At 31.2% G+C, this 23,201-nt stretch carries 20 protein-coding genes; 13 read left to right on the top strand and 7 right to left on the bottom strand.

All coding sequences use genetic code 11. The annotated features are described in order from the left end of the window. The 3 genes from PNO30_RS00440 to PNO30_RS00430 form a co-directional block, all read right to left on the bottom strand. Complete coding sequence (locus tag PNO30_RS00440; protein ID WP_271986708.1) at positions 1-741, bottom strand: ABC transporter permease; 741 nt, start codon at positions 739-741, stop codon at positions 1-3. A 12-nt stretch (positions 742-753) separates the two neighbouring features. Then, positions 754-1,641, bottom strand: coding sequence for an ABC transporter ATP-binding protein (locus PNO30_RS00435; RefSeq protein WP_271986707.1), 888 nt, complete (start codon positions 1,639-1,641; stop codon positions 754-756). Between the two features lie 154 nt (positions 1,642-1,795). Continuing rightward, positions 1,796-2,395, bottom strand: coding sequence for an NAD-dependent epimerase/dehydratase family protein (locus PNO30_RS00430; protein ID WP_271986706.1), 600 nt, complete (start codon positions 2,393-2,395; stop codon positions 1,796-1,798). Between the two features lie 127 nt (positions 2,396-2,522). On the opposite strand from PNO30_RS00430, the gene PNO30_RS00425 reads away from it, so the two are divergent. The 4 genes from PNO30_RS00425 to pflA all read left to right on the top strand — a co-directional run bounded on the left by PNO30_RS00425 (position 2,523) and on the right by pflA (position 7,457). Next, positions 2,523-3,377, top strand: a complete 855-nt coding sequence (locus tag PNO30_RS00425) for a patatin-like phospholipase family protein (RefSeq protein WP_271986705.1) — start codon at positions 2,523-2,525, stop codon at positions 3,375-3,377. A gap of 1 nt (position 3,378) precedes the next feature. Continuing rightward, positions 3,379-3,852 carry a peptide-methionine (R)-S-oxide reductase MsrB gene (msrB, locus tag PNO30_RS00420; protein WP_271964883.1) on the top strand — a complete coding sequence of 158 codons (474 nt, stop codon included), beginning with the start codon at positions 3,379-3,381 and terminating at the stop codon, positions 3,850-3,852. A 418-nt stretch (positions 3,853-4,270) separates the two neighbouring features. Next, complete coding sequence (gene pflB / locus PNO30_RS00415) at positions 4,271-6,511, top strand: formate C-acetyltransferase (RefSeq protein WP_271964881.1); 2,241 nt, start codon at positions 4,271-4,273, stop codon at positions 6,509-6,511. 148 nt (positions 6,512-6,659) lie between these two features. Next, entirely contained in the window at positions 6,660-7,457 is a 798-nt protein-coding gene (gene pflA / locus PNO30_RS00410; protein ID WP_271964880.1) for a pyruvate formate-lyase-activating protein, read from the top strand. Between the two features lie 114 nt (positions 7,458-7,571). Here pflA and PNO30_RS00405 read toward each other — a convergent pair whose 3' ends face one another. Both PNO30_RS00405 and cls read right to left on the bottom strand, forming a co-directional pair. Next, positions 7,572-8,510 (bottom strand): foldase protein PrsA, encoded by a 939-nt coding sequence (locus PNO30_RS00405; protein WP_271964879.1) that lies wholly within the window; start codon positions 8,508-8,510, stop codon positions 7,572-7,574. Between the two features lie 62 nt (positions 8,511-8,572). Further along, complete coding sequence (gene cls / locus PNO30_RS00400) at positions 8,573-10,090, bottom strand: cardiolipin synthase (protein ID WP_271964878.1); 1,518 nt, start codon at positions 10,088-10,090, stop codon at positions 8,573-8,575. Positions 10,091-10,334: 244 nt separating this feature from the next. Between cls and PNO30_RS00395 the strand changes: the two genes are divergently transcribed. From PNO30_RS00395 to PNO30_RS00385, 3 genes are all read left to right on the top strand, one after another. Beyond that, positions 10,335-10,490, top strand: coding sequence for an SE1561 family protein (locus PNO30_RS00395; RefSeq protein ID WP_003144715.1), 156 nt, complete (start codon positions 10,335-10,337; stop codon positions 10,488-10,490). A 71-nt stretch (positions 10,491-10,561) separates the two neighbouring features. Continuing rightward, entirely contained in the window at positions 10,562-11,917 is a 1,356-nt protein-coding gene (rlmD, locus tag PNO30_RS00390; RefSeq protein ID WP_271964877.1) for a 23S rRNA (uracil(1939)-C(5))-methyltransferase RlmD, read from the top strand. A gap of 16 nt (positions 11,918-11,933) precedes the next feature. Beyond that, positions 11,934-12,518 (top strand): uracil-DNA glycosylase family protein, encoded by a 585-nt coding sequence (locus PNO30_RS00385; RefSeq protein WP_271986704.1) that lies wholly within the window; start codon positions 11,934-11,936, stop codon positions 12,516-12,518. A 73-nt stretch (positions 12,519-12,591) separates the two neighbouring features. On the opposite strand, the gene PNO30_RS00380 is transcribed toward PNO30_RS00385, so the two are convergent. Both PNO30_RS00380 and PNO30_RS00375 read right to left on the bottom strand, forming a co-directional pair. Continuing rightward, a complete protein-coding gene (locus PNO30_RS00380) occupies positions 12,592-12,873 on the bottom strand; it encodes a peptidase dimerization domain-containing protein (RefSeq protein ID WP_271986703.1) in 282 nt (93 codons plus the stop codon). 2 nt (positions 12,874-12,875) lie between these two features. Next, positions 12,876-14,033, bottom strand: coding sequence for a M20 metallopeptidase family protein (locus tag PNO30_RS00375; protein ID WP_271964874.1), 1,158 nt, complete (start codon positions 14,031-14,033; stop codon positions 12,876-12,878). Positions 14,034-14,239: 206 nt separating this feature from the next. On the opposite strand from PNO30_RS00375, the gene PNO30_RS00370 reads away from it, so the two are divergent. The 6 genes from PNO30_RS00370 to carB all read left to right on the top strand — a co-directional run bounded on the left by PNO30_RS00370 (position 14,240) and on the right by carB (position 23,175). Further along, positions 14,240-15,595 carry an ATP-binding cassette domain-containing protein gene (locus tag PNO30_RS00370; protein ID WP_271986702.1) on the top strand — a complete coding sequence of 452 codons (1,356 nt, stop codon included), beginning with the start codon at positions 14,240-14,242 and terminating at the stop codon, positions 15,593-15,595. A 336-nt stretch (positions 15,596-15,931) separates the two neighbouring features. After that, positions 15,932-16,456, top strand: coding sequence for a bifunctional pyr operon transcriptional regulator/uracil phosphoribosyltransferase PyrR (gene pyrR, locus PNO30_RS00365; RefSeq protein WP_048802527.1), 525 nt, complete (start codon positions 15,932-15,934; stop codon positions 16,454-16,456). 194 nt (positions 16,457-16,650) lie between these two features. After that, a complete protein-coding gene (locus PNO30_RS00360; RefSeq protein WP_204641507.1) occupies positions 16,651-17,532 on the top strand; it encodes an aspartate carbamoyltransferase catalytic subunit in 882 nt (293 codons plus the stop codon). A gap of 13 nt (positions 17,533-17,545) precedes the next feature. Continuing rightward, the gene (locus PNO30_RS00355; protein ID WP_271986701.1) at positions 17,546-18,826 is read left to right on the top strand and encodes a dihydroorotase; all 1,281 of its coding nucleotides are present in this window, start codon (positions 17,546-17,548) and stop codon (positions 18,824-18,826) included. 31 nt (positions 18,827-18,857) lie between these two features. Continuing rightward, on the top strand, positions 18,858-19,946 hold the full coding sequence (gene carA, locus PNO30_RS00350; RefSeq protein ID WP_271964868.1) for a glutamine-hydrolyzing carbamoyl-phosphate synthase small subunit: 1,089 nt from the start codon (positions 18,858-18,860) through the stop codon (positions 19,944-19,946). A gap of 52 nt (positions 19,947-19,998) precedes the next feature. Beyond that, positions 19,999-23,175 carry a carbamoyl-phosphate synthase large subunit gene (gene carB, locus PNO30_RS00345; protein WP_271986700.1) on the top strand — a complete coding sequence of 1,059 codons (3,177 nt, stop codon included), beginning with the start codon at positions 19,999-20,001 and terminating at the stop codon, positions 23,173-23,175. Positions 23,176-23,201: the final 26 nt, after the last annotated feature.

Below are 23,201 nucleotides of genomic sequence, written 5' to 3'. Positions count from 1 at the left end.
TTATTTAGATTCTGTTTTACGTTTAATTACTAAAGTAAGGATAATAAATCCAAAACTATAAGCAAGTAAAACTCCAAATGAAGTGAAAGAGAATACTCCATCTTTAAGATATTTATTTACAAATTCTAATAGGTTATATGTTGGAGTTACTTTAGAAATATTTTGTAACCATTCTGGGAATAAGTAAGTTGGCCACCATAATCCACCTAACATAGCTAACCCTAAATATAAAATATTTGCTAATAAACTTAATTTTTCTACTGATTGAATTAGACTTAATAATAGTCCCATTCCTAAGAAAGTAATACTACCAAGAACCATTAATACACCTGCCATAATCCATTCACGTGCACTCATATTAACATCTCTTAAAAAATGTCCAACAATAAATACTACAACGACTGATACTATAAAAGTGAAAATAATACGAATAAAACGTGCTATATAGTATTCAGATAACTTAATAGGTGAATTGTTAATTAAGTGTAGATAGTTATTATTTTCATCTTCTCTAATAGAAACAGGTAGAGAAAAAAATGCAAAGCTTATGCTACTGAATGCAGTCATTGAAATTAACATATCTTTAATAACTCTAGTTTGAACAGTAGGATCATCAAATTGTTGCATTCCTGAAAATAATACAAAGAAGATTACTGGGAATCCTAATCCCATAATAAAGTTTGATAAATTTCTTTTAGTAAAAATAAATTCCATTTTTAAAAGTGTACTGATATTACTCATTGTCTTGTCTCCTTATTGTTCTTTAGTAGTATTAAATATACTATCAAGTAGTGTTCTGTTTTGAATTTCTAAATCATTTAAAGTACATCCTGATTTTTGTAAAGTATTCCAAATTAAATCAGTTTTTTTAGTTAAGAAGTTGAAACTATCTCGTTTTATTTCTAAGTTGTAAATTTCTGGATTGTTTTCAATAACTTCTAAATATTTAATAGGTAAAGTGAAGAATTTCTCTACTTCTTCGGCTCTCATAGCGTGTGGAGTAGTATCACGAATTAGTTCTCCTTTATTAAGAACTAATATTCTATCTGCAGTATGTTCTACTTCTTCAATATAGTGAGAAGAGTAGATAATTGTTAGACCATCATTTTTTAATGTATTTACTATTTCCCAAAATCTAATACGTGTTGAAGTGTCCATTCCAGCAGTCGGTTCATCTAAAAATAGAATACTAGGTTTTCCTATTAATGAAAGTACGAAAGAAAGAAGTCTTCTTTGTCCTCCTGAAAGTTTAGATGCAAAAGTTTCTTTTTGTTTATTATCAAATCTTAGTAAGTTGTCAATTTCTTCATCTGATAGATGATCTATATAAAGTTTTTTTACAAAATCAATTAATTCTTTAACTTTAAGTTTTTGAGGAACAACATTTTCTTGAGGAAGAACATTAACTAATTTTTTTAATTTATTATTTGTAGGTTGTAAGTCATTTATTTTAATGCTTCCTGAATCTATAAATTTATTACCTAAAAGACAATTCATCAATGTTGTTTTACCAGCTCCATTTGGACCTATAAGAGCTACGCAATCTCCTTCGAAAATATCGAATGAAATGTTATTTAATATTCTTTTTTTATTTATTTGTTTATTAATGTTTTTTATCTCTATAACTTTTTTTGTTTCCATTTTTGTCACCTCTTGTTTGATAATTAAATTATAGCAAAGTGTTAAGATAACTTTTAGTAGGTAATGTCATTAAAGTAATATGACAAATGTCATAAAAAATAGGCTTAAAAACTTGTTTTATTTAGAAACAAAGATTTTAAGTCATCCTGAATAGTTATTTCATATCTATTATTTCAATAATAGTTGAATCAGTATTGTCGAGAATAGTTTTAACTACTGTCTTTGCTACTTTGTCAACTGGAAGGGGATATACATTTTTGAAAAATGGTATACCTAATTTTGAAAAGAATTTAATAGGTAATATATTGAAATAAGAGGTAAGTCTTTCTTTACCATACATAAGCCCTGGACGTATAATAAGATAGTTTAGCTTTGAATCTACTAATAATTTTTCTCCGTTACGTTTGCTTTCTAAATATTGTTTGAAGCCACCATTTGCAGAAAAATATGCAAGTTTATTGATGTTGTGTTTTTGACATAATTCAATTGTCTGTGCCACACTTTCTGTATTTAGTTTTGAATATAGCTTTTTATTTTTAATTGTTCCAATTAAATGAATGGCTATATCATATTTTTCATTGATTACTATATTTTCGATATCAAAAATATCACCCTGTATCCATGTTGCTTCATCTTTGGACATAGAGTAGTTTTGAGATCTAGATAAATAGCTGACTTTTACATTGTATTTTTTAAATTCTTTAATTAATGCTTTTCCAACAAAGCCATTGCCACCGATTAGTAGTATGTTCATATGTACCTCGAATTAAATTATTTTTCTCATTTTAAATAGTAACATAACTTAGTACCCGAGTAAATTTATTTAAACTAATGAAAAAAAGATGATATAATAGTATCAATTTAAAAAGGAGTGTGATTGAATGAAAGTAGGTTTAGTATTAGAAGGTGGAGCTATGAGAGGATTATTTACAGCAGGTGTCCTTGATGTGTTCTTAGAAAATGATATAGAAGTTACTGATATTGTTGGAGTTTCTGCAGGAACACTTTTTGGAGTAAACTATGTTTCTAAACAACCTAAAAGAGCACTACGATACAATGTTAATTATATTAATGATAAAAGATATATGAGTTTAAAAAGTTGGATAAGAACAGGTAATTTAATAAATAAAGACTTTACGTACTATAAAGTTCCATTTCAACTTGATGTTTTTGATAATAAAACATTTAAAAATTCTAAGACAAATTTCTATGCTACTGTAACAAATATAGAAAACGGAGAAGCGGAGTTTATAGAAATAACAGATCCTTACAAACAAATGGAGACGTTAAGAGCAACTTCTGCACTTCCATTTATTTCGGAAATAATTGAGATAGATGAGAAAAAGTATTTAGATGGTGGAATAGCTAATAGCATACCGATAGACTTCTTTGAAAAACAAAATTTTGATAAAATTATTGTTATACTAACAAGACCTATTACATATAGAAAGAAAAAATCAATAAGTTTACAATTTAAGTTATTTTATAAGAAATATCCGCATTTAATTGAAAAGTTGGAGAATAGATATAAAGACTATAATGAAACGGTTGAACGAATACTAGAATTAGAAAAACAAGGGAAAGTATTTGTTATACGACCAAGTGAGGATATTACTGTAAAAAGACTAGAAAAAGATACTGAAAAACTAAACTATGTCTATAACTTAGGGCTAAAAGATGGTAATAATATAATAGAAGATTTAAAACAATATATTAATAATAAAGGAGATGTTTAAAATGGATGAACAAATAAAAATTAATCCAGATGATTTTGAAAAAAAATCTAAAGATGAACTAAAAAAAGAATTATCTGATTTAGAATATGCAGTTACTATGGAAAGTGCAACTGAGAGTCCGTATACTGGACAATATTGGGATAGTTTTGAAGAAGGAGTATATGTAGATATAACAACAGGTGAACCATTATTTTCTTCAAAAGATAAATTTAAATCTCATTGCGGGTGGCCAAGTTTCTCAAAACCAATTGAAAGTGAAGTCACTAGGTACTATAAAGATAATTCGCATTTAGTGGAAAGAATTGAAGTTAGAAGTAGAGTGGGAGATGCTCATTTAGGACACGTATTTCCAGATGGTCCAAGTGAACTGGGAGGGCTTAGATATTGTATAAATAGTGCTTCGATAAGGTTTATTAAGAAGGAAGATTTAGAAAAAGAGGGTTATGGAAATTTATCAAATTTATTTGATAAATAGAAAATTAAAGAGGTAAACGATACCATCTATCATTTACCTCTTATTTTTTGTAAAAAAATATGATATTTTTTATATATGTCTACCAAATATATTCTATATAAATAATTACAGTATAATAACAGATTTCTTAGAGATATAAAATATCTATAGAAAAACAAATGGCTAAAGTTAACGTTTTCATCGTTTTTGCAATTAGGTTTTCAAAAATACACAGTAATATTTTACTATTAATTAAATAGAGAATTCAGAATTCATATTTACTGTATTAGTACTAGAGTTCACAAATTGTACACAATTTGAATAAGAAAAATATTGTCTTAGTAATATGTATGCGATACACTAAGAGTGTAACAAATAGTTTAATTAATAAATTTATTTATCACATATATAATAAAAAATTTTAAGGAGTGACATTAATATGACAACAGTTGCAGAAAAAAAAGCATTCGTTGGTGGTAAATGGCAAACAGAGGTAGATTTAGTAGATTTCATTAAATCTAACTATACTGAATATAGAGGAGATGCATCTTTCCTTGCAGGACCAACTGAAGCAACTACTAAATTAGTAGAAAAATTCAATGATTTAATGCGTCAAGAACGTTTAGCTGGTGGAACATTAGATATGGATACTAGTATTCCTTCAACTATCTTATCTCACGGACCTGGATACATTGAAAAAGATTTAGAACAAGTTGTTGGGTTACAAACTGATAAACCACTTAAACGTGCGTTAATGACATTCGGTGGTATTAACATGGCTGTTAACAGCTGTAAAGCATACGGATACGAAGTAGACGAAGAAGTTATTAAAATCTTCACTGACTACCGTAAAACTCACAACCAAGGTGTATTCGATGCATATACTCCAGAAATGCGTTTAGTAAGAAAATCTGGTGTAATCACTGGTCTTCCAGATGCATACGGACGTGGTCGTATTATCGGGGACTACCGTCGTGTAGCTTTATATGGTGTTGACCAACTTATCGCTTGGAAAAAAGAAGACTTAGCTCAAATCGGAGCTGACGGTGTTATGACTGAACACGTTATTCGTGACCGTGAAGAAGTTAACGAACAAATTCGTGCTTTAGGTGAATTAAAAGAATTAGCTAAAATCTACGGATTCGACATTTCTGAACCAGCTACTACAGCTAAAGAAGCTGTTCAATGGTTATACTTCGGTTACTTAGCAGCTATCAAACAACAAAACGGTGCTGCAATGTCAATCGGTAATATCGCTACATTCTTAGATATTTATATTGAAAGAGATTTACAAGATGGAACAATTAACGAGTCTCAAGCTCAAGAATTAATTGACCACTTAGTATTAAAATTACGTTGCGTTAAATTTGCTCGTACTCCAGAATATAACCAATTATTCTCTGGTGACCCAATTTGGGCTACATTAATCGTAGGTGAAATGTTAGACGCTGAAAGATCATTAGTAACTAAAACTGACTTCCGTTTCATCCACACATTAGATAACATGGGTAACTCTCCAGAACCAAACTTAACTATCCTTTGGTCTAGTAAATTACCAACTGGATTCAAAGAATTCTGTTCTGAATCTTCAATTAACCACAGTGCTATCCAATATGAAAGTGATGAATTATTAGCAGACTTCTTAGGAACTTGTGATAAATCTATCGCTTGTTGTGTAAGTGGTATGACTACTGGTAAAGATATGCAATTCTTCGGAGCTCGTGCTAACTTAGCTAAAGCTTTACTATACACAATCAACGGTGGACGTGATGAAAAATTAGGAATCCAAGTTGGACCTAAAACAGAACCTCTACGTGGTGTATTAAACTACGATGAAGTTTGGGCTAAATTCGATGTATTCATGGAATGGTTATGTAAACTATACATCAATACATTAAACGTAATCCACTACATGCACGATAAATATTCTTACGAAAGCTTAGAAATGGCATTACACGATACTAAAGTTAGAAGATTCATGGCAACTGGTATCGCTGGATTCTCAGTAGCAGTGGATAGTTTATCAGCTATTAAATATGCTAAAGTAACTCCAATCGAAGATGAAACTGGATTAGCTGTAGACTACAAAGTTGAAGGTGAATTCCCAACATTCGGTAACAACGATGACCGTGCAGATGAAATCGCTGTTGAATTACTAAAAACATTCATGACTAAACTTAAAAAACACCCAACTTACCGTGCAGATGAAACTACAACATCTATCTTAACTATTACTTCTAACGTAGTATACGGTAAAAAAACTGGTAACACTCCAGATGGACGTCGTGCAGGAGAACCATTCTCTCCAGGTGCTAACCCAATGAACGGACGTGACCAAAGTGGAGCTCTAGCTTGCTTAAGCTCAGTAGCTAAATTACCATATGAATACAGCCGTGATGGAATCAGCTTAACTGCTGCATTTACACCAAGCTCATTAGGTAAAACTAAACAAGACCAAATCAAAAACTTAACAGCAATGATGGATGGATACTTCAAAAAAGGTGGTTACCACTTAAATACTAACGTATTCAATAAAGAAACATTACTTAAAGTTATTGAATCTCCAGAAGATTATCCAAACTTCACAATTCGTGTATCAGGATACGCTGTACGTCTAATCAGTTTAACTCCAGAACAACAACGTGACGTATTAAGCCGTACAATGCACCAATTCATGTAATTAAGTGAATAAATAGTAAGAAGGTGGAGGCTACAGGCCTCCACTTTTTTAGATTAATTAGGTAGTAAATAATACTATAAAAGTGTTTACAAAATAGCGATGTATACGTTATAATTAAACTATAAATAGCAGAAGGAGGAGATCGCATATGGAAATGGAAAAAGTAAAAGTGAATTCTGCAGAAGAGAAAAAAGAATTAACAGCAAATGTTCACTCAGTTGAATCTTTTGGTAATGTAGATGGTCCTGGAATAAGATATGTAGTATTCTTCCAAGGATGTATGTTAAGATGTAAATACTGCCATAATCCAGATACATGGAAAATGCATAATCCTGATGCTAAAGTTATGACAGTAGATCAATTAACAAGAGAGATAGTAAAATATCGTGATTTCTTTGAAGCTAGTGAAGGCGGAGGAGTAACGGTAAGTGGTGGAGAGTCATTACTACAAATCGATTTTATTTTAGAGCTTTTTAGAGAATTGAAAAAAATTGGTATTAATACTTGTGTTGATACATGCGGTGGTTTCTATGTAAATGCTCCAAGCATGAATGAAAAAGTATTAGAATTGATATCTCTAACTGATTTGTTCTTAGTTGATATTAAACATATTGATGATGAACACCATATGCGTTTAACTAAACGTACAAATAAAAATATTATTCAATTTACTAATTTCTTAAGTGAACATGGAGCTAAAATGTGGATTAGACACGTGCTTGTTCCAAAATGGACAGATGATGATTATTACTTAAAAAAATTACGTGAATATATTGATACATTACATGGTGTTGAGCGTGTAGAAGTATTACCTTACCATGATATGGCTAAATTCAAATATAAAGAATTAGGAATAGATTATGAATTAAATGATATTAATCCACCTACAAAAGATAGAATAAAAAATGCTATCGAGATTCTAGGTGCTCGTGATGATGTTAGTTAATTAATATAGGAGATTAGAAAATAATTTACATGAGTTATTTCTCTAATCTCTTATTATATTTAAATCAAAGACGACTAAAAGCTAAGTTGCTATTAGTCGTCTTTATGAATTTTATTATTGAGCTGAAGTATTTCCTTCTAGCATTGATTTAATGTATGCTTCAACATCGCTGTTGCTTGATTTAACATTATACTCTTCGAATAATTTTTTAAGAGCTTTACTTACGATTGTGCTATCTTTTTTAACAGCTTCTTCAGCAGCTTTTTCAGCTAATGCTGGTTTTAATTCGTCGAATGATGAGTCTTTTTCATCTAATACTTTAATAATGTGATATCCAAATGAAGTTTTTACAACATCTGATATTTTATCTTTACTTAATGAGTATGCTGCATCTTTAAATTCTTTAACAAATGAATTATCTTCTTTAGAAGACCATCCTAAGTCTCCTCCGTTAGAAGCGTTAGCAGTATCGTTAGAATTTTCTTTTGCTAATGTAGCAAAATCTCCACCATCTTTAAGTTTTTTAAGTACTTCTTCTGCTTTTTTCTTAGCTTCTTCATCACTTAATCCATTTGGATTTGATTCACTTTTAACACTTATAAGAATGTGAGCTAAGTGATATTGGTGTTTATTTTTTTCATAGCTTTCTTTAAGTTTGTCATCGTTAGTTCCAGCGTAGTCGTTAATTAATAATGTTTGAGCAGCTTTAACTTTTAGACCGTCTTTATATTTATCAAGAGTGAATCCTTGTTGTTTTAAAAGTTGTTCAAATTTATCTTTACCACCGTATTGTTCTTGAGCTTTTTGAAGTTGCTCATCGATAGTTTTTTGATCGATTTTATTTTTATATTTGTCTAAAAGTACTTTTTGAATCATCATACTAGTAGCTGTTTTTGAAAGTTGACTAGCCCCAATACTTTCTACGATATCTTTTTCTGTTACATCTCCTGCTTTACTAGAAATATATTTTGTTCCTCCAGTAGAGCATCCTGCTAAACCTATAACTGATATACTAAGAGCTATAGGTAAAATAGCTTTTTTAAATTTCTTCATTAAATTTTGTCCTCCTATGTGTACATATGTATTAATATATCATATTTTTTAATATAAAACAACTAAAGAATCGGTGAAATCAACCTTGCAAAGGCTTCTTTAATTCTTATTAGTAAACTTCTTTGTTGATATTTTTCAAAAGAAACTAGTGAAGACTTTTCTATATCTTTTAAGAAAAGATGTCTAAATTCTTTTGTAGTTTTATAGTCATACATAAATGCATTAAGTTCAAAGTTTAGTTTGAAACTTCTATAATCGAAGTTTGCACTTCCTAAACTTGAGACTTCATCATCGATGATAATCATCTTTGTATGAATAAATCCATTTTCGTAAATATATGTTTTCGCACCTAATTCAGCTAATTCTCCAATAAATGAGTATGTTGCCCAATAAACAAACATATGATCAGGTTTATTAGGTACCATAATTCTAACATCAATTCCGGATAATATTGCCATTTTTAATGCATCCATAACACTTTCATCAGGAATGAAGTAGGGTGACTGAATATAGATGTATTTTTTTGCTCTCGAAATCATATATAGATAGCTATATTTGATTTTTTGAAGTTTATTATCAGGGCCACTAGAAACTAATTGAATTGGTAAATAATTATCAACAGGTGTTGAAATATGATCAGAAGTTAATTCTAGTTGTTCTGTTTTTTTAGTTGACTGTGAATTCCAGTCATCTATAAAACGATACTCCAAAGATCCTACAGCTTCTCCTTCAATTCGAAGATGTGTATCTCGCCAGTATCCAAATTTTTTATCTAATCCTAGATATTCATCCCCAACGTTAAATCCACCAGTATAACCAATATTACCATCTATTGTAACTATTTTTCTATGATTTCTGTAATTCATACGAAAATTAATCAGTGGAAGTTTTGATTTAAAGAATTGTTTTATTTTTGCATTGTTTTTAGTAAGTTTTCTTAATGAAGAAATACTTAATTTTCTTGAACCAATATCATCATAAAGAATATATACATCTACACCTTCTAGAAGTTTTTGTTCTAGTAGGTGAAAGAGTTGTTTACCGATTCCATCTTTTTTTAAGATATAATATTGAATATGAATATAGCTTTTAGCATTTTTAATATCTTCAAATAATAATCTAAATTTTTCTTTTCCATCTGTAATAATTTGTATTTTATTATTTTTTGACAAGAATGATTTATCTGTTTCAAAATTTAATTCTATTAGATTTCTATGTTTGTGTATTACTTGTTCATTTTTTGAGATTTCATAAGGAGTTTCCCTTTTCAATAGATTTTGTTGATATTTTATCTTCTCATCATCTGAAAAAGGAAAGATTTTTTCCCTATATATAGGTCTTCCAAATATTAAATAAAGAACAAAACCTAGGTATGGAAATAGAAATAGAACTAATATCCATGCCCAAGAAGACGTAGTAGTCTGATATTCTATAAAAACAATAGAAAATGCTAATAAAGTATTTATTATTAAAAATATAGTTAATACAATATCAAAGTTTATATCGTTAAAAATAGAAGTTATATAGTAAAAAACACTTGAAATATCAATGTTTAATAATTGTAAATTAATATAATTCATAATATACCACTCCTAATTTAATAGTACCTTAAAATATATTAAAAGTCTATTAATAATATTTACGTAAATAGTGATTTTTCTTTCTACTAATAATATATAATTAACGCTAATATAAGATGGACTATTTATTTCTGAATGTATGCGGATTAGTAATAGTTAAAATTATTGATTAATTTTTGTGATATGAGTTGAATTTTTATGAATTTATATTATAATGGAATAGAGAACAAAAAAGGAGAATGTTATGCCTAATAATATTTTAGAAGAATTAAAAACGAAATTTGAAGATTTTGCAAGCGAGTTAGAAAATATTGAACCTGAAAAAGTTGATTTAACTCAAATTGATAGATTAATTGCATTAGTAGAAGAATTAGATAACGAAATTAAAACTATAAAATAATAGTAGAATTGGATAAGCTGAAGTGGGAGTGTTTTGCTTTTACTCAGCTTATCTTTATGAATGAGGATACGATGAAAAATAAAAACGGTAAAAAACTAAACGTCTTACTTACAATTAAGAAAATAGGAATTAATGGTGAGGGGATAGGATATTATAAAAAGAAAATTACTTTCGTAAAAGGTGCACTACCTGACGAAGTTATAGTTTGTGAAATAGTTGAGGAAACACCAAAATATATTATTGGTAAACTTGTTAAAGTAAAAGAACCTAGTCCGCATAGAGTAGAAATCAAAAGAGAATATGCTGAGAGTGGAGCTTATGGTTTAGCTCATGTTAGCTATGAAAAACAACTTGAATATAAACGTACAATTTTGTTAGATGCTTTTGATAAATACTATAGGCTACCAAAACCTGATAAGTTAGTATTAAAAACATTAGCTAGTCCTGTAACTGAAGGATATCGTAACAAAAATCAATTTCCTTTAGCTGTTAGAAATGGGCGTGTTATTGCAGGATTATATAGAGAAGGTTCTAATGATTTAGTTGAAATTAATGAAGATTTAGCATTACACGAAAATGGTAATAAAATAACAAACTTGGCTAAGAGATTACTTGGAAAATACAAAGTAGAAATCTCTACAAATAAAAAGAATTACGGTGTTAAATATATTGCTACAAGAACTTCATTTTATAATGGGGATGTTCAAGTAACATTCGTAGCGAATACTGATAAGATTAAGAATATGGATAAGGTCGTTAATGAACTTAAGCGTGAAAGAATCGTTAAAAGTATAATACTAAATATTACAAATGACAAAGATCACCTGGTAATGGGAACAGAAAGTGTTACTTTATATGGTTCAGATTATATCGTTGAAAAAATTGGTGATATTAAGTATGAACTTTCGGCTAAGTCATTCTTCCAATTAAATCCACCGGCAACAAGAAAACTTTATGATAAAGTAGTTGAGTTTGCTGCACTAAAAGAAACAGATGTTGTATTAGATGCTTTCTGTGGAGTTGGAACAATTGGACAATATGTCAGCCGTAATTGTAAAGAGGTTTATGGTGTTGATATTATCCCTGCTGCAATTAAAGATGCGAATGATAATGTTAAATTAAATAATTTAACAAACTGTACTTATGTTGCAGGAGACGCTAATAAAATAGTCCCACGTTGGAAGAAAAAAGGAATCAACTTCGATGTAGCAATAGTAGATCCACCGCGTGTAGGTCTTGGACCACTAGCTAAAAACTTATTAGCGGTTGACGCTAAGAAAATTGTTTATGTGAGCTGTAATCCATCTACATTAGCACGTGACTTAAAAGTTTTAACAAGAAAATATAAAATTAGACGTATTCAACCAGTAGACATGTTCCCAGGAACAGCGGCAGTTGAAGCAGTAGTTGAATTAATTAGAAAATAATTTCTAGAGGAAAAATATGGATAGTTTTGAACAATTAAAAAAAGAAATAATGGAAGATAGTGATAATAAAAAATACACAGATGAAGGAATAGAACCTTTATTTTCTACACCTAGTACAGCAAAAATATTAATCGTAGGTCAAGCGCCTGGTATTAAAGCTCAAGAGAGTAAGATTTTCTTCAATGATAAAAGTGGAGTTAAACTTCGTGAGTGGATGGGAATAGATGATGAGATGTTTTATAAATCTGGTTTAATAGGTGTAGTACCGATGGATTTCTATTATCCTGGTAAAGGTAAGAGTGGGGATTTACCACCAAGAAAAAACTTTGCAAAAAAATGGCATGATAAAGTTTTAGAACTTATGCCTAATCTTGAACTTATTATTCTTGTAGGAAAATACGCACAAGATTATTACTTGGGAAATGAGAAACAACAAAATCTAACGGAAACTGTATTTAATTATAAACAGTATTTGCCACGTTTTTTTCCAATTGTTCACCCTTCACCATTGAATTTTCGTTGGCATAATAAAAATCCATGGTTTATCAAAGAAGTAGTACCAGAATTACAAAAAAGGGTGAAGGAAATATTACAGAAATAAATCATTAAAAAATAAAGACTGAGGTAACTTGAAGATTTCTATGAAATCATGATTTCGAGTTACCTCAGTCTCTTTAATTTTCTATTATTTCAAATCTAGTCTGCTCACCGTAATATATAAGCAGTGAAGATAGTATTGTTTTTAACTGTTCTAAATTATCTGTTTTTAAATTAATTTTCGCCTTACCAGAGATTATATTAAAAGCATCTCCACTTCTTACGGAGATAATCTCAATGTTTTTGTATTTTGTAGTTTTTCTAATAAATTCACCAGCAATAACTGTTGTATCAATGGCTTCATGAGGTTCAGCACCGTGTCCGCCTTTACCGTAAATAGTAACTAAATATGTATTCATATCTATTGTTCCCCCTTAAGATTTTTTATTATATTAGCGGAATCAAATGCTAGCGTTAAGAATATTGAAGCGGTTTGTTTCATTACTTCTTCTTCAAAATCAAAATTTGGATGGTGATGTGGATATTTAGCGAAGGTAGAATTCCCTGCACCAATTAAGAAAAATCCTCCGGGAACTTCTTCAACATAATATGCAAAATCTTCTCCAATCATAAGCGGTTCAATTTCCATCTGCTTAATATCTGGAAGAATCTTAGAAGTTGCTTTTTTTATTTCTATTGTTCCTTTTTTGTGGTTTATAAGAGGTGGGTATCCACCATAATAAATAAATTCTATATTGGTACTAGAATATTCATTTTCTAGAGCTTTACATAAATTCTGAAGCTTAGTTAGTACCGTTTTGTGAAGTTCTTTATTGAAATGTCTTATCGTACCAGTAATACTTGCTTCTTTAACAGAGCTTTCAAGTTTTCCTAAAGTAATGACAAGTGTTTCTCTTGGTTTAGAAAAACGGGAAACTATTTGTTGAGTCATACTAACAAATTCAGCAGCAATAATATTTGCATTTTCCATAGTATTAATTTTCACTTCAAATCTGTCTGCAGCTGCACATAGTTCTCTGTAACTATATCCTAAAGTTCCAAGTGGAAGTGGTGTCCAAAGATGTGCTCCAAATATTGCATCGACTCCTTGTAAGCAACCAGCATCAATCATTGGTTTTGCTCCACCTGGAGCTTGTTCTTCTCCATATTGGAAAACTGCGACAACATCATGTGGAAGATCTTCTTGATGATCCATTAGAACTTTACATGTTGCAAGTAATGCTGTAGTGTGTCCATCATGACCACAAGCGTGCATTGCATTAGGAATTGTAGACTTATATGGGGTATCTTTTGCATCATTTATAGGTAGTGCATCGAAGTCTGCTCGAAAAGCGATTGTTTTTGAAGAATCTTGTCCTTTAATTCTTACGACTACACCATTTAAGCCGACGTTTGTTTTAATATTAGTAATTCCAATTTTTTCTAAATATTCTTTAATGAATCTCGCTGTATTTTTTTCGTTAAATGAAACTTCAGGATGCATATGCATATAGCGACGAAGTTCAATCATTTCTGGATAAAATTTTTCAAGTTCATCTTGTATAATTTTTTCAATCATAAAAACCTCCAGATTACTATTTTAAATTATAAATACAATTATAGCACAAATATTTTAATAAATAGAGAATTGTTAAAGAAATAGCTTTCAATTATTTTAATTTTTGGTATAATATGAGTAAATAAACACTAGTGAAACTCAATTTGGGGGTGGGAGCATGGATACATTAGATTAATAGAGAGATTTTATTAAAAAGGAGTTAATGTATGCAAATATTAAATATTAAAAACATAGAGTTTGAAAAACAAGGGAAGATATTATTTAAAATTGAAAAATTGAGTATATATACTGGTGATATTATTGGTTTAATAGGGAAAAACGGTTCAGGGAAGACAACTCTGTTAAAATATATAGATGACTCGCTTAAAGATGAAAATAACATTTCATCAGAGTTTTTAGAATTTGGAGAAAACTCTCTTCTTAAAAAAAGTGGTGGAGAAGTTGTTGTAAACAAGATTAGAAGTAGCTTATTATCGAATGTTGAGCTATATTTACTTGACGAGCCATCAACATACTTAGATTATAATAATGCTAGCAAAATAGCTAATCTTATAAAAAGAACTCCAGCAACTTTTTGTATAGCAAGTCACGATAGAAATTTTCTAAATAATGTTTGTACTAAGTTATGGATAATCGAAAATAATACAGTGAGAGAATTTAATGGGAATTATCATGAGTACAAGTTTCAAGAAGAAATTGAAACTGCTGAGTATGAAGCTGAACTACAAAAGTACAATAAAGAAGCTAAGAAAATAAAGAAAAGCATCCAAGAGATGAAAGAGGAACAGCGGAAAAAATCTGGAAAGCCAAAGAATATGAGTGGATCAGATTATAGAATTATAAGTGTAAAAAATAAAATTTCAAAAAACCAAAAGAGATTGCAGAAAAAAATATCAAGACAAGAAGATAAGTTGCAGGCTAATATTAAACCTAAGCCGTTAAAAGATAAGTATGATATTGAATTTTTAGAGATATTTAAGGAAACTCATAACAAGAGTTTTTGTATTGACGCGAAAAGCTGTGAAATAGATGGTAAAATTCTTTGGACATCACCTGGTTTTACTTTTGCCAGTGGAGATAAGATTTTAATTAAAGGAAAAAACGGTTCGGGGAAAACTACTTTTCTAAATTATGTGAAAGAGTCCATTCCTATTTCTTTACAAGTAGCATATTTTGAACAAAATAGATTTGATATTTTTGAGGAAGAGAAAACATTGTTTGAATTTGTGAAAGAATCTACTACATTAGATGATATAGAACTTAGAAATATACTAGCTTTACTAAATTTCAGAGGAGACGATATTAACAAAAAGATAAAAGTTTTAAGCAAAGGTGAGAAAATTAAACTTTATTTCGTGAGTTTACTTTTTAGGAAAACAGATGTGCTGTTGTTAGATGAGATTACTAACTTTTTAGATGTTGTTGCGATAGAAGCGGTAGAGAAGATATTAAAGAAATATCCTGGTATACTAATTATGGTGAGTCACGATATGGAATTTATCGATAATGTTGCAACGAAGGTTATAAACATTACGAATAAAGAAGTACTGAAATTCGAATAAATTAGAAATAATAAAACTATTTATGAGGACAATTATGATAAAAATTATTATAGCTGCATTCTTAATATTAGGTTTTGTCTCAGCTGCGGTTGCTAGTGCTAGATGGAAAGAAAAGGATGAGGATGAATAAAAAAAGTGGATTATTGGAGACATTTAATTGCTCCAATAATCCATTATACATTTGACAAATCTCTTATTATGGTATATAATATTGATAATTTGAATAACACATCTTTAATGTGATCCAGAGAGGTCAGCAAAGATTTATTAATTGGAAAACCAAGTTTATTTATGCTGTCCTGCTCAATAGAGTAGGCTATTTTTTTGAGGTGAAGTATGAAAAAACGAATTCTTTTCGACGAAACAATGATTTCTAGAATGATTACTAGAATCGCGAATGAAATTATCGAACAAAACAAATTAGATGATATTGTTTTAGTAGGTATTCAAACTAGAGGGATTCATATCGCCAAAAGATTAAAACAAAAAATCAAAGAAATTGAAAATACTAATATTCCAGTAGAAACACTTGATATAAAATTTTATCGTGATGATTTAGAAAAAATAAGTGACGAACCTGAAATAAAAGTTCCACGTTTTAAACTTGATTTGACAAACAAAGTTGTAATTATTGTAGATGATGTTCTTTATACGGGAAGAACGGTAAGAGCAGCGATAGATGCCATTATGGATGCTAGTCGTCCAAAAGCAATTCGACTTGCGATTCTTGTAGATAGGGGACATAGAGAACTGCCAATTAGAGCAGATCATATTGGAAAAAATATTCCTACTTCAAGAAAAGAAAATGTACAAGTTCATTTAAATGAAGTAGATGATGTTGAAGAAATATTATTAATTTAAATATAAAATCTTTTTAAGGTAGTCCAGAGAGGCTAACAAGGGATTGAATTTAAAGTTTATACTTTATTTGAGGATAGATATATTTAAGTATAACTATGCCCAGATAATAACTTGAATTTAATAGTTGATGAACAGTCATACCTTGTAGCCAAATGGATACAAGGTATTTTTTTATACAAAATGGAGGAATCACTATGAGAAATATAGTAAAAATGTCAGACTTAACAAATGAAGAAGTTTATCAGCTGATAGAAAGAGCTTTAGAGTTGAAAAATGGTAAGCAGGTAGAGCCAAGAGAAGATCTATATGTAGCGAACCTATTTTTTGAAAACTCAACTAGAACAAAACATAGTTTTGAGGTAGCTGAACACAAACATAGATTAAATGTTATAAACTTCGAGGCTTCAACTTCGTCAGTAAATAAAGGTGAAACTTTATACGATACTTGTAAAACGTTAGAAATGTTAGGTTGTAACATGTTGGTTATTAGACATGGTCAAGACGCTTACTATAATGAACTAACTAATTTAAATATTCCGATTTTAAGCGGAGGAGATGGAAGTGGAGAACATCCAAGCCAATGTTTACTTGACTTAATGACAATGTATGAGAAATTCGGAACGTTCGAAAATCTTAATGTTATTATTGCTGGAGATATTAAAAATTCTCGAGTGGCAAGAAGTAATTACAACATGCTTACTAGATTAGGAGCAAGGGTAAGATTTGTTTGTCCTGATATTTTCAAAGATGAGACACTTGGAGAAGTAGTAGACTTTGATAAAGTAGTTGGAGAAGTTGATGTTTGTATGTTGCTAAGAGTTCAACATGAAAGACATGACTCTAAGATGGGACTAAGTAAAGATGAATATCATAATAACTTTGGATTAACTAAAGAGCGCTATGAAAGATTAAAAGAATCAGCAATAGTGATGCATCCGGCACCTGTTAATAGAGATATGGAAATAGCTTCGGAACTAGTTGAAGCACCTAAATCAGTAATCTTCGAACAGATGAAAAATGGAATGTTCATGAGACAGGCAATGATAGAAAAAATAATTAAAGATAATAATTTATAAAAAGGAGAAGTATATGTTACTTTTAAAAAACGGTAAAATTTTAGAAAATGGTGTATTAGTAGAAAGAGATATTTTAGTTGAAGATAAAAAAATCGTAAAAATATCTGAGAATATCGAAGAGAGTGGAGCTAGGGTATTAGACTTAGAAGGGAAATTCGTTTCACCAGGATTTATAGATGTTCACGTACACTGGAGAGAACCAGGATTTGAATATAAAGAAAACATTTATCATGCTTCAAGAGCAGCAGCACGCGGTGGATTTACTACAGCAATGCCTATGCCAAACTTAAATCCAGTACCAGATAACTATGAGAACCTAAAATTACAATTAGATATTATTGAACGTGACTCAGTAATTAGAGCAATACCTTTCGGAGCTATTACAAAAGGGGAAGAAGGAAAAGAATATGCTGATTTTGAAGAATTAGCTGAGCATGTCTTTGCCTTTAGTGATGACGGTAGAGGAGTACAAGATGCTAACATGATGTATGAATCTATGATGGTTGCTGCTAAATTAAATAAAGCAATCGTAGCTCACTGTGAAGATAACTCATTAATCCGCGGAGGATGCATGCACTGTGGACGTAGAAGTCATGAATTAGACTTACCAGGAATTCCTTCAGTATGTGAAAGTGTTCAGATTGCACGTGATGTTCTTTTAGCTGAAGCAGCGGGATGTCACTACCATGTTTGTCACGTATCTACTAAAGAATCAGTAAGGGTAGTAAGAGAAGCGAAGGCAGCAGGAATTAAAGTAACTTGTGAAGTGTGTCCTCACCACCTAATAAGTGATGAAATGGATATCCCAGAAGATAATGGAATGTGGAAAATGAATCCACCGCTAAGAGCACGTGAAGATAGAAATGCCCTTATCGCTGGTTTGTTAGATGGAACAATCGACGTAATAGCGACAGACCATGCTCCACACGCTACTCATGAGAAAGACTTATCGATGAGAAAAGCTGCATTTGGAATTGTTGGAAGTGAAACAGCATTCAGTCAACTTTATACGAAGTTTGTTAAAACTGGAGTATTCTCACTAGATTTACTAGTTAAGCTGATGACGGAAAAAGTTGCAGATACTTTCGACTTACCATATGGACGTTTAGAAGAAGGTGGTTTTGCAGACTTAGTAGTAATAGATTTAGAAAAATCACTGAAAATTGACCCGGAAAAATTCTTATCTAAAGGTAGAAATACACCGTACGCAGGAGAAGAAATATACGGAATACCAGTACTAACACTATGTGAAGGTCAAGTTGCATACAAAGATAGCGAAGTATTTGAAGTTTAAAAAATAAAAAACTTAGAAAGAGAGAACAAAGATGTACAGTTACGATAGACAACTAATTTTAGAAGATGGAACAGTATATAAAGGATATGGATTCGGTGCTAACAAAGCACTAGCAGGAGAGGTAGTATTTAACACAGGTATGACTGGATATCAAGAAACACTATCAGATCCATCATACAATGGGCAAATAGTAACATTTACTTATCCATTAATCGGAAACTACGGAATCAATAGAGATGACTTTGAGACAATTAATCCAAGTATTAAAGGGCTTATCGTTAGGGAAGTTTGTAAAAAACCTTCTAACTTTAGAACGGAATACAGTTTAGATGAAGTGTTAAAAGAACTTAACATTCCAGGAATTTCAGGAATCGATACACGTAGTTTAACAAGAAAAATAAGAGAACACGGTACAATCAAAGGAATAATCACAGACCTTTGTATGGATCCAGAAGAACAATTAGAAAATCTTAGAAAAACTGATTTACCAACGAACCAAATTGAACAAGTTTCAACTCAAAAAGCTTTCTTATCTTCAGGAAATGGATATAGAGTAGTACTAGTGGACTTTGGTATGAAATCAGGGATACTAAGAGAACTTAATGAACGTAATTGTGATATCGTTGTTGTACCTCATAACGTAACAGCTGCGGAAATTTTCAGACTTAACCCAGATGGAATCATGTTAAGTAATGGACCTGGGGATCCAGAAGATGTACCAGAAACAATTGAGATGCTTAAAGAAGTTATGCCAAAAATTCCAATTTTTGGAATTTGTATGGGACACCAACTTATTTCATTAGCATGCGGAGCGAAAACATATAAACTTAAATTCGGGCACCGTGGAGCTAACCACCCAGTTAAAAACCTAATAACTGGAAAAGTTGATATTACTTCACAAAACCATGGTTTCAGTGTAGATATCGACTCACTAAAAGATACAGATTTAGAACTTACACACCTATCAGTAAATGATAAAACATGTGAAGGAGTACGACACAAAAAATACCCAGTATTTTCAGTACAATATCACCCAGAAGCATCACCAGGACCACACGATCCTAACTACTTATTCGATCAGTTTATAGATTATATGAGAGAATTTAAAGAAAACAAATAGGAAATAACCTGAGAAATTATAGAGTACCGATGCAAAATTAAGGAGAATAAAAATGCCAAAACGTAATGATATAAAAACAATACTAGTAATAGGATCTGGACCAATTACAATAGGTCAAGCAGCAGAGTTTGACTACGCTGGAACTCAAGCATGTCTATCTTTAAGAGAAGAAGGATATGAAGTTATCTTAGTTAACTCTAACCCAGCAACAATCATGACTGATAAAGAAATCGCTGATAAAGTATATATGGAACCTTTAACTCTTGAGTTTGTAAGTAAAATTATCAGAAAAGAAAGACCTGATGCATTACTTCCAACATTAGGGGGACAAGTAGGACTTAACCTTGCGGTTGAGCTACATAAGAGTGGAATCTTAGATAAATACGGAGTGGAATTATTAGGAACAAAATTAAGTTCAATTGAACAAGCAGAGGATAGAGAATTATTCCGTGACCTTATGAATGAACTAAATGAACCAGTTCCAGAATCAGCAATTATTACAACTCTAGATGAAGCGAGAGAATTCGTTGCTGAAATAGGATATCCAGTAATCGTTCGTCCTGCCTTCACAATGGGAGGAACAGGTGGAGGTATCTGTTACGATGAGAAAGATTTAGAAGAAATCGTAAGTAGTGGATTACACTATTCACCAGTTACTCAATGTCTATTAGAAAAATCTATCGCAGGGTTTAAAGAAATTGAATACGAAGTAATGCGTGACTCTAACGATACAGCGATTGTTGTATGTAATATGGAAAATATTGATCCAGTGGGGATTCATACAGGGGATTCAGTAGTAGTAGCACCTTCTCAAACATTAACAGACAGAGAGTACCACATGCTACGTAATGTATCATTAAAAATTATTAGAGCTTTAAAAATTGAAGGTGGATGTAACGTACAACTTGCACTTGATCCAAATTCATTCAAATACTATATTATAGAAGTTAATCCGAGGGTATCACGTTCATCAGCTCTAGCTTCAAAAGCAACAGGATATCCAATCGCGAAAATCGCAGCGAAAATTGCTGTAGGTTTAACACTTGATGAAATTATAAACCCAGTTACACAAAACTCATATGCTTGTTTCGAACCAACACTTGACTACGTAGTAAGTAAAATTCCACGTTTCCCATTTGATAAATTTGAAAATGCAGATAGAAAACTAGGAACACAAATGAAAGCTACCGGTGAAGTAATGGCGATGGGTAGAACTTATGAAGAAAGTTTACTAAAAGCTATTCGTTCACTAGAATATGGGGTACACCACCTTGGGCTGCCAAACGGAGATGATTTCACATTAGAAGAAATTATTGACAAGATTAAACAAGCTGGAGATGAAAGATTATTCTTTATCGGAGAAGCTTTAAGACGTGGACAAAGCACAAAAGATATTCACGATATTACAAAAATTGACATGTTCTTCTTAGAGAAAATGCAAAATATCATTGATATTGAGCATGAATTAAAAGACAATGTTGGAAATGTAGATTTACTAGAATATGCTAAAAAATACGGATTCTCTGATAAGGTAATTGCCCACAGATGGGGAGTGACAGAAGATGATATCTATAACCTTCGTCAAGAAAATAAAATAACTCCAGTATTCAAAATGGTTGATACATGTGCAGCTGAGTTTGTTTCAGAAACACCATACTTCTACTCAAGTTATGAACAAGAGGAAGAATCAATCGTTAGCGATAAGAAAAAAATTGTTGTACTAGGATCTGGTCCTATCCGAATCGGACAAGGTGTAGAGTTCGACTACGCAACAGTACACGCAGTAATGGCGATTAAAGATGCTGGTTACGAAGCAATTATTGTTAATAACAACCCAGAAACAGTTTCTACAGACTTTACAATCTCTGATAAACTGTACTTTGAGCCACTAACTGAAGAAGATGTAATGGCGATAATTAATCATGAAAATCCACTTGGAGTTGTAGTACAATTTGGTGGACAAACAGCGATTAACCTAGCGGCTAAATTAGAAAAACACGGCGTGAAAATTCTAGGTACAGCTTTAGAAGAAATCGATAATGCAGAAGATAGAGATAAATTTGAAGAATTATTACATAAACTAGATATTCCACAACCACTTGGGAAAACTGCTTTTGATGTAGAAACAGCAGTTAAGAATGCTGAAGAAATTGGATACCCTGTATTAGTAAGACCATCATATGTACTTGGTGGACGAGCTATGGAAATAGTTTATGAAGAATCTGAATTACGTCGTTATATGAAAACAGCGGTAAAACTTACGCCAGAGCATCCAGTACTAACTGACAGATATTTAGTTGGTCGTGAGATAGAAGTAGATGCCATTAGTGATGGTGAAACAGTAATTATTCCAGGTATTATGGAGCATATCGAAAGAGCTGGGGTTCACTCTGGGGATTCTATAGCAGTATATCCACCTCAAACATTAACAGAAGGTGAAAAAGCTAAGTTAATAGAATATACAATTAAATTAGCAAAAGGATTAAACATTGTAGGACTATTAAATATCCAATATGTAATCAGTAAAGGGGAAGTATTCGTACTAGAAGTTAACCCTCGAAGCTCAAGAACTGTACCATTCTTAAGTAAAATTACAGGAGTTCCGATGGCGAAACTTGCTGCTGGAGCTATCATTGGAGAAACGCTAAAATCTAAAGGATATGAAACTGGGTTATTACCAGAAGCAGAAAATGTGTATACTAAAGTACCAGTGTTTAGTTTCCAAAAACTAAAAGATGTTGATACTACTCTTGGGCCTGAGATGAAATCAACTGGAGAAGTAATGGGAAGTGATAGAACTCTAGAAAAATCACTTTATAAAGGACTTCTTGCAGCAGGAATCAAGGTAAGTGATCAAGGAAATATCTTATTCACAATTAGTGATGATGATAAAGAAGAAGCATTAAATATAGCAAAACGTTTTTTCGGCTTAGGATACAACCTATTAGCTACAGAAGGAACAGCTAAGTACTTAGATGAACACGGATTAAGAGTTACTCCAGTAGGAAAAATTAATCAAAGTGATTACAGTGTACTTGATGCTATATATAATGGAGATGTGGATGTAGTAGTAAATACTACTTCAAAAGATAAAGATGTAACAAAAGACGGATTCAAGATTCGCCGTGTAGCGAGTGAACAAGAGGTTGTATGTTTAACATCATTAGATACAGCAGATGCGCTACTAAAAGTTTTAGAATCAATCTCATTTGATATATTACCACTATAAAATAAAAAATGATGAAGAAGGGGAAA

The sequence above is a fragment of the Gemella haemolysans genome, from assembly GCF_028308085.1.
In the GTDB taxonomy this organism is placed as follows: domain Bacteria; phylum Bacillota; class Bacilli; order Staphylococcales; family Gemellaceae; genus Gemella; species Gemella haemolysans_D.
Note: the sequence above shows the minus strand (reverse complement) of the source record. Positions and strands in the feature narration are given on the sequence as shown.

What these genes read in the sequence shown, in the direction of transcription:
- cls (WP_271964878.1), bottom strand. Translation starts at nt 10,090, where the DNA reads ATGAATTATATTAATTTACAATTATTAAACATTGATATTTCAAGTGTT.
- PNO30_RS00435 (WP_271986707.1), bottom strand. Translation starts at nt 1,641, where the DNA reads ATGGAAACAAAAAAAGTTATAGAGATAAAAAACATTAATAAACAAATA.
- carB (WP_271986700.1), top strand. Translation starts at nt 19,999, where the DNA reads ATGCCAAAACGTAATGATATAAAAACAATACTAGTAATAGGATCTGGA.
- carA (WP_271964868.1), top strand. Translation starts at nt 18,858, where the DNA reads ATGTACAGTTACGATAGACAACTAATTTTAGAAGATGGAACAGTATAT.
- PNO30_RS00370 (WP_271986702.1), top strand. Translation starts at nt 14,240, where the DNA reads ATGCAAATATTAAATATTAAAAACATAGAGTTTGAAAAACAAGGGAAG.
- PNO30_RS00425 (WP_271986705.1), top strand. Translation starts at nt 2,523, where the DNA reads ATGAAAGTAGGTTTAGTATTAGAAGGTGGAGCTATGAGAGGATTATTT.
- PNO30_RS00355 (WP_271986701.1), top strand. Translation starts at nt 17,546, where the DNA reads ATGTTACTTTTAAAAAACGGTAAAATTTTAGAAAATGGTGTATTAGTA.
- msrB (WP_271964883.1), top strand. Translation starts at nt 3,379, where the DNA reads ATGGATGAACAAATAAAAATTAATCCAGATGATTTTGAAAAAAAATCT.
- PNO30_RS00430 (WP_271986706.1), bottom strand. Translation starts at nt 2,395, where the DNA reads ATGAACATACTACTAATCGGTGGCAATGGCTTTGTTGGAAAAGCATTA.
- rlmD (WP_271964877.1), top strand. Translation starts at nt 10,562, where the DNA reads ATGAAAAATAAAAACGGTAAAAAACTAAACGTCTTACTTACAATTAAG.
- pflB (WP_271964881.1), top strand. Translation starts at nt 4,271, where the DNA reads ATGACAACAGTTGCAGAAAAAAAAGCATTCGTTGGTGGTAAATGGCAA.
- PNO30_RS00395 (WP_003144715.1), top strand. Translation starts at nt 10,335, where the DNA reads ATGCCTAATAATATTTTAGAAGAATTAAAAACGAAATTTGAAGATTTT.
- PNO30_RS00385 (WP_271986704.1), top strand. Translation starts at nt 11,934, where the DNA reads ATGGATAGTTTTGAACAATTAAAAAAAGAAATAATGGAAGATAGTGAT.
- PNO30_RS00375 (WP_271964874.1), bottom strand. Translation starts at nt 14,033, where the DNA reads ATGATTGAAAAAATTATACAAGATGAACTTGAAAAATTTTATCCAGAA.
- PNO30_RS00380 (WP_271986703.1), bottom strand. Translation starts at nt 12,873, where the DNA reads ATGAATACATATTTAGTTACTATTTACGGTAAAGGCGGACACGGTGCT.
- pflA (WP_271964880.1), top strand. Translation starts at nt 6,660, where the DNA reads ATGGAAATGGAAAAAGTAAAAGTGAATTCTGCAGAAGAGAAAAAAGAA.
- PNO30_RS00405 (WP_271964879.1), bottom strand. Translation starts at nt 8,510, where the DNA reads ATGAAGAAATTTAAAAAAGCTATTTTACCTATAGCTCTTAGTATATCA.
- PNO30_RS00440 (WP_271986708.1), bottom strand. Translation starts at nt 741, where the DNA reads ATGAGTAATATCAGTACACTTTTAAAAATGGAATTTATTTTTACTAAA.
- PNO30_RS00360 (WP_204641507.1), top strand. Translation starts at nt 16,651, where the DNA reads ATGAGAAATATAGTAAAAATGTCAGACTTAACAAATGAAGAAGTTTAT.
- pyrR (WP_048802527.1), top strand. Translation starts at nt 15,932, where the DNA reads ATGAAAAAACGAATTCTTTTCGACGAAACAATGATTTCTAGAATGATT.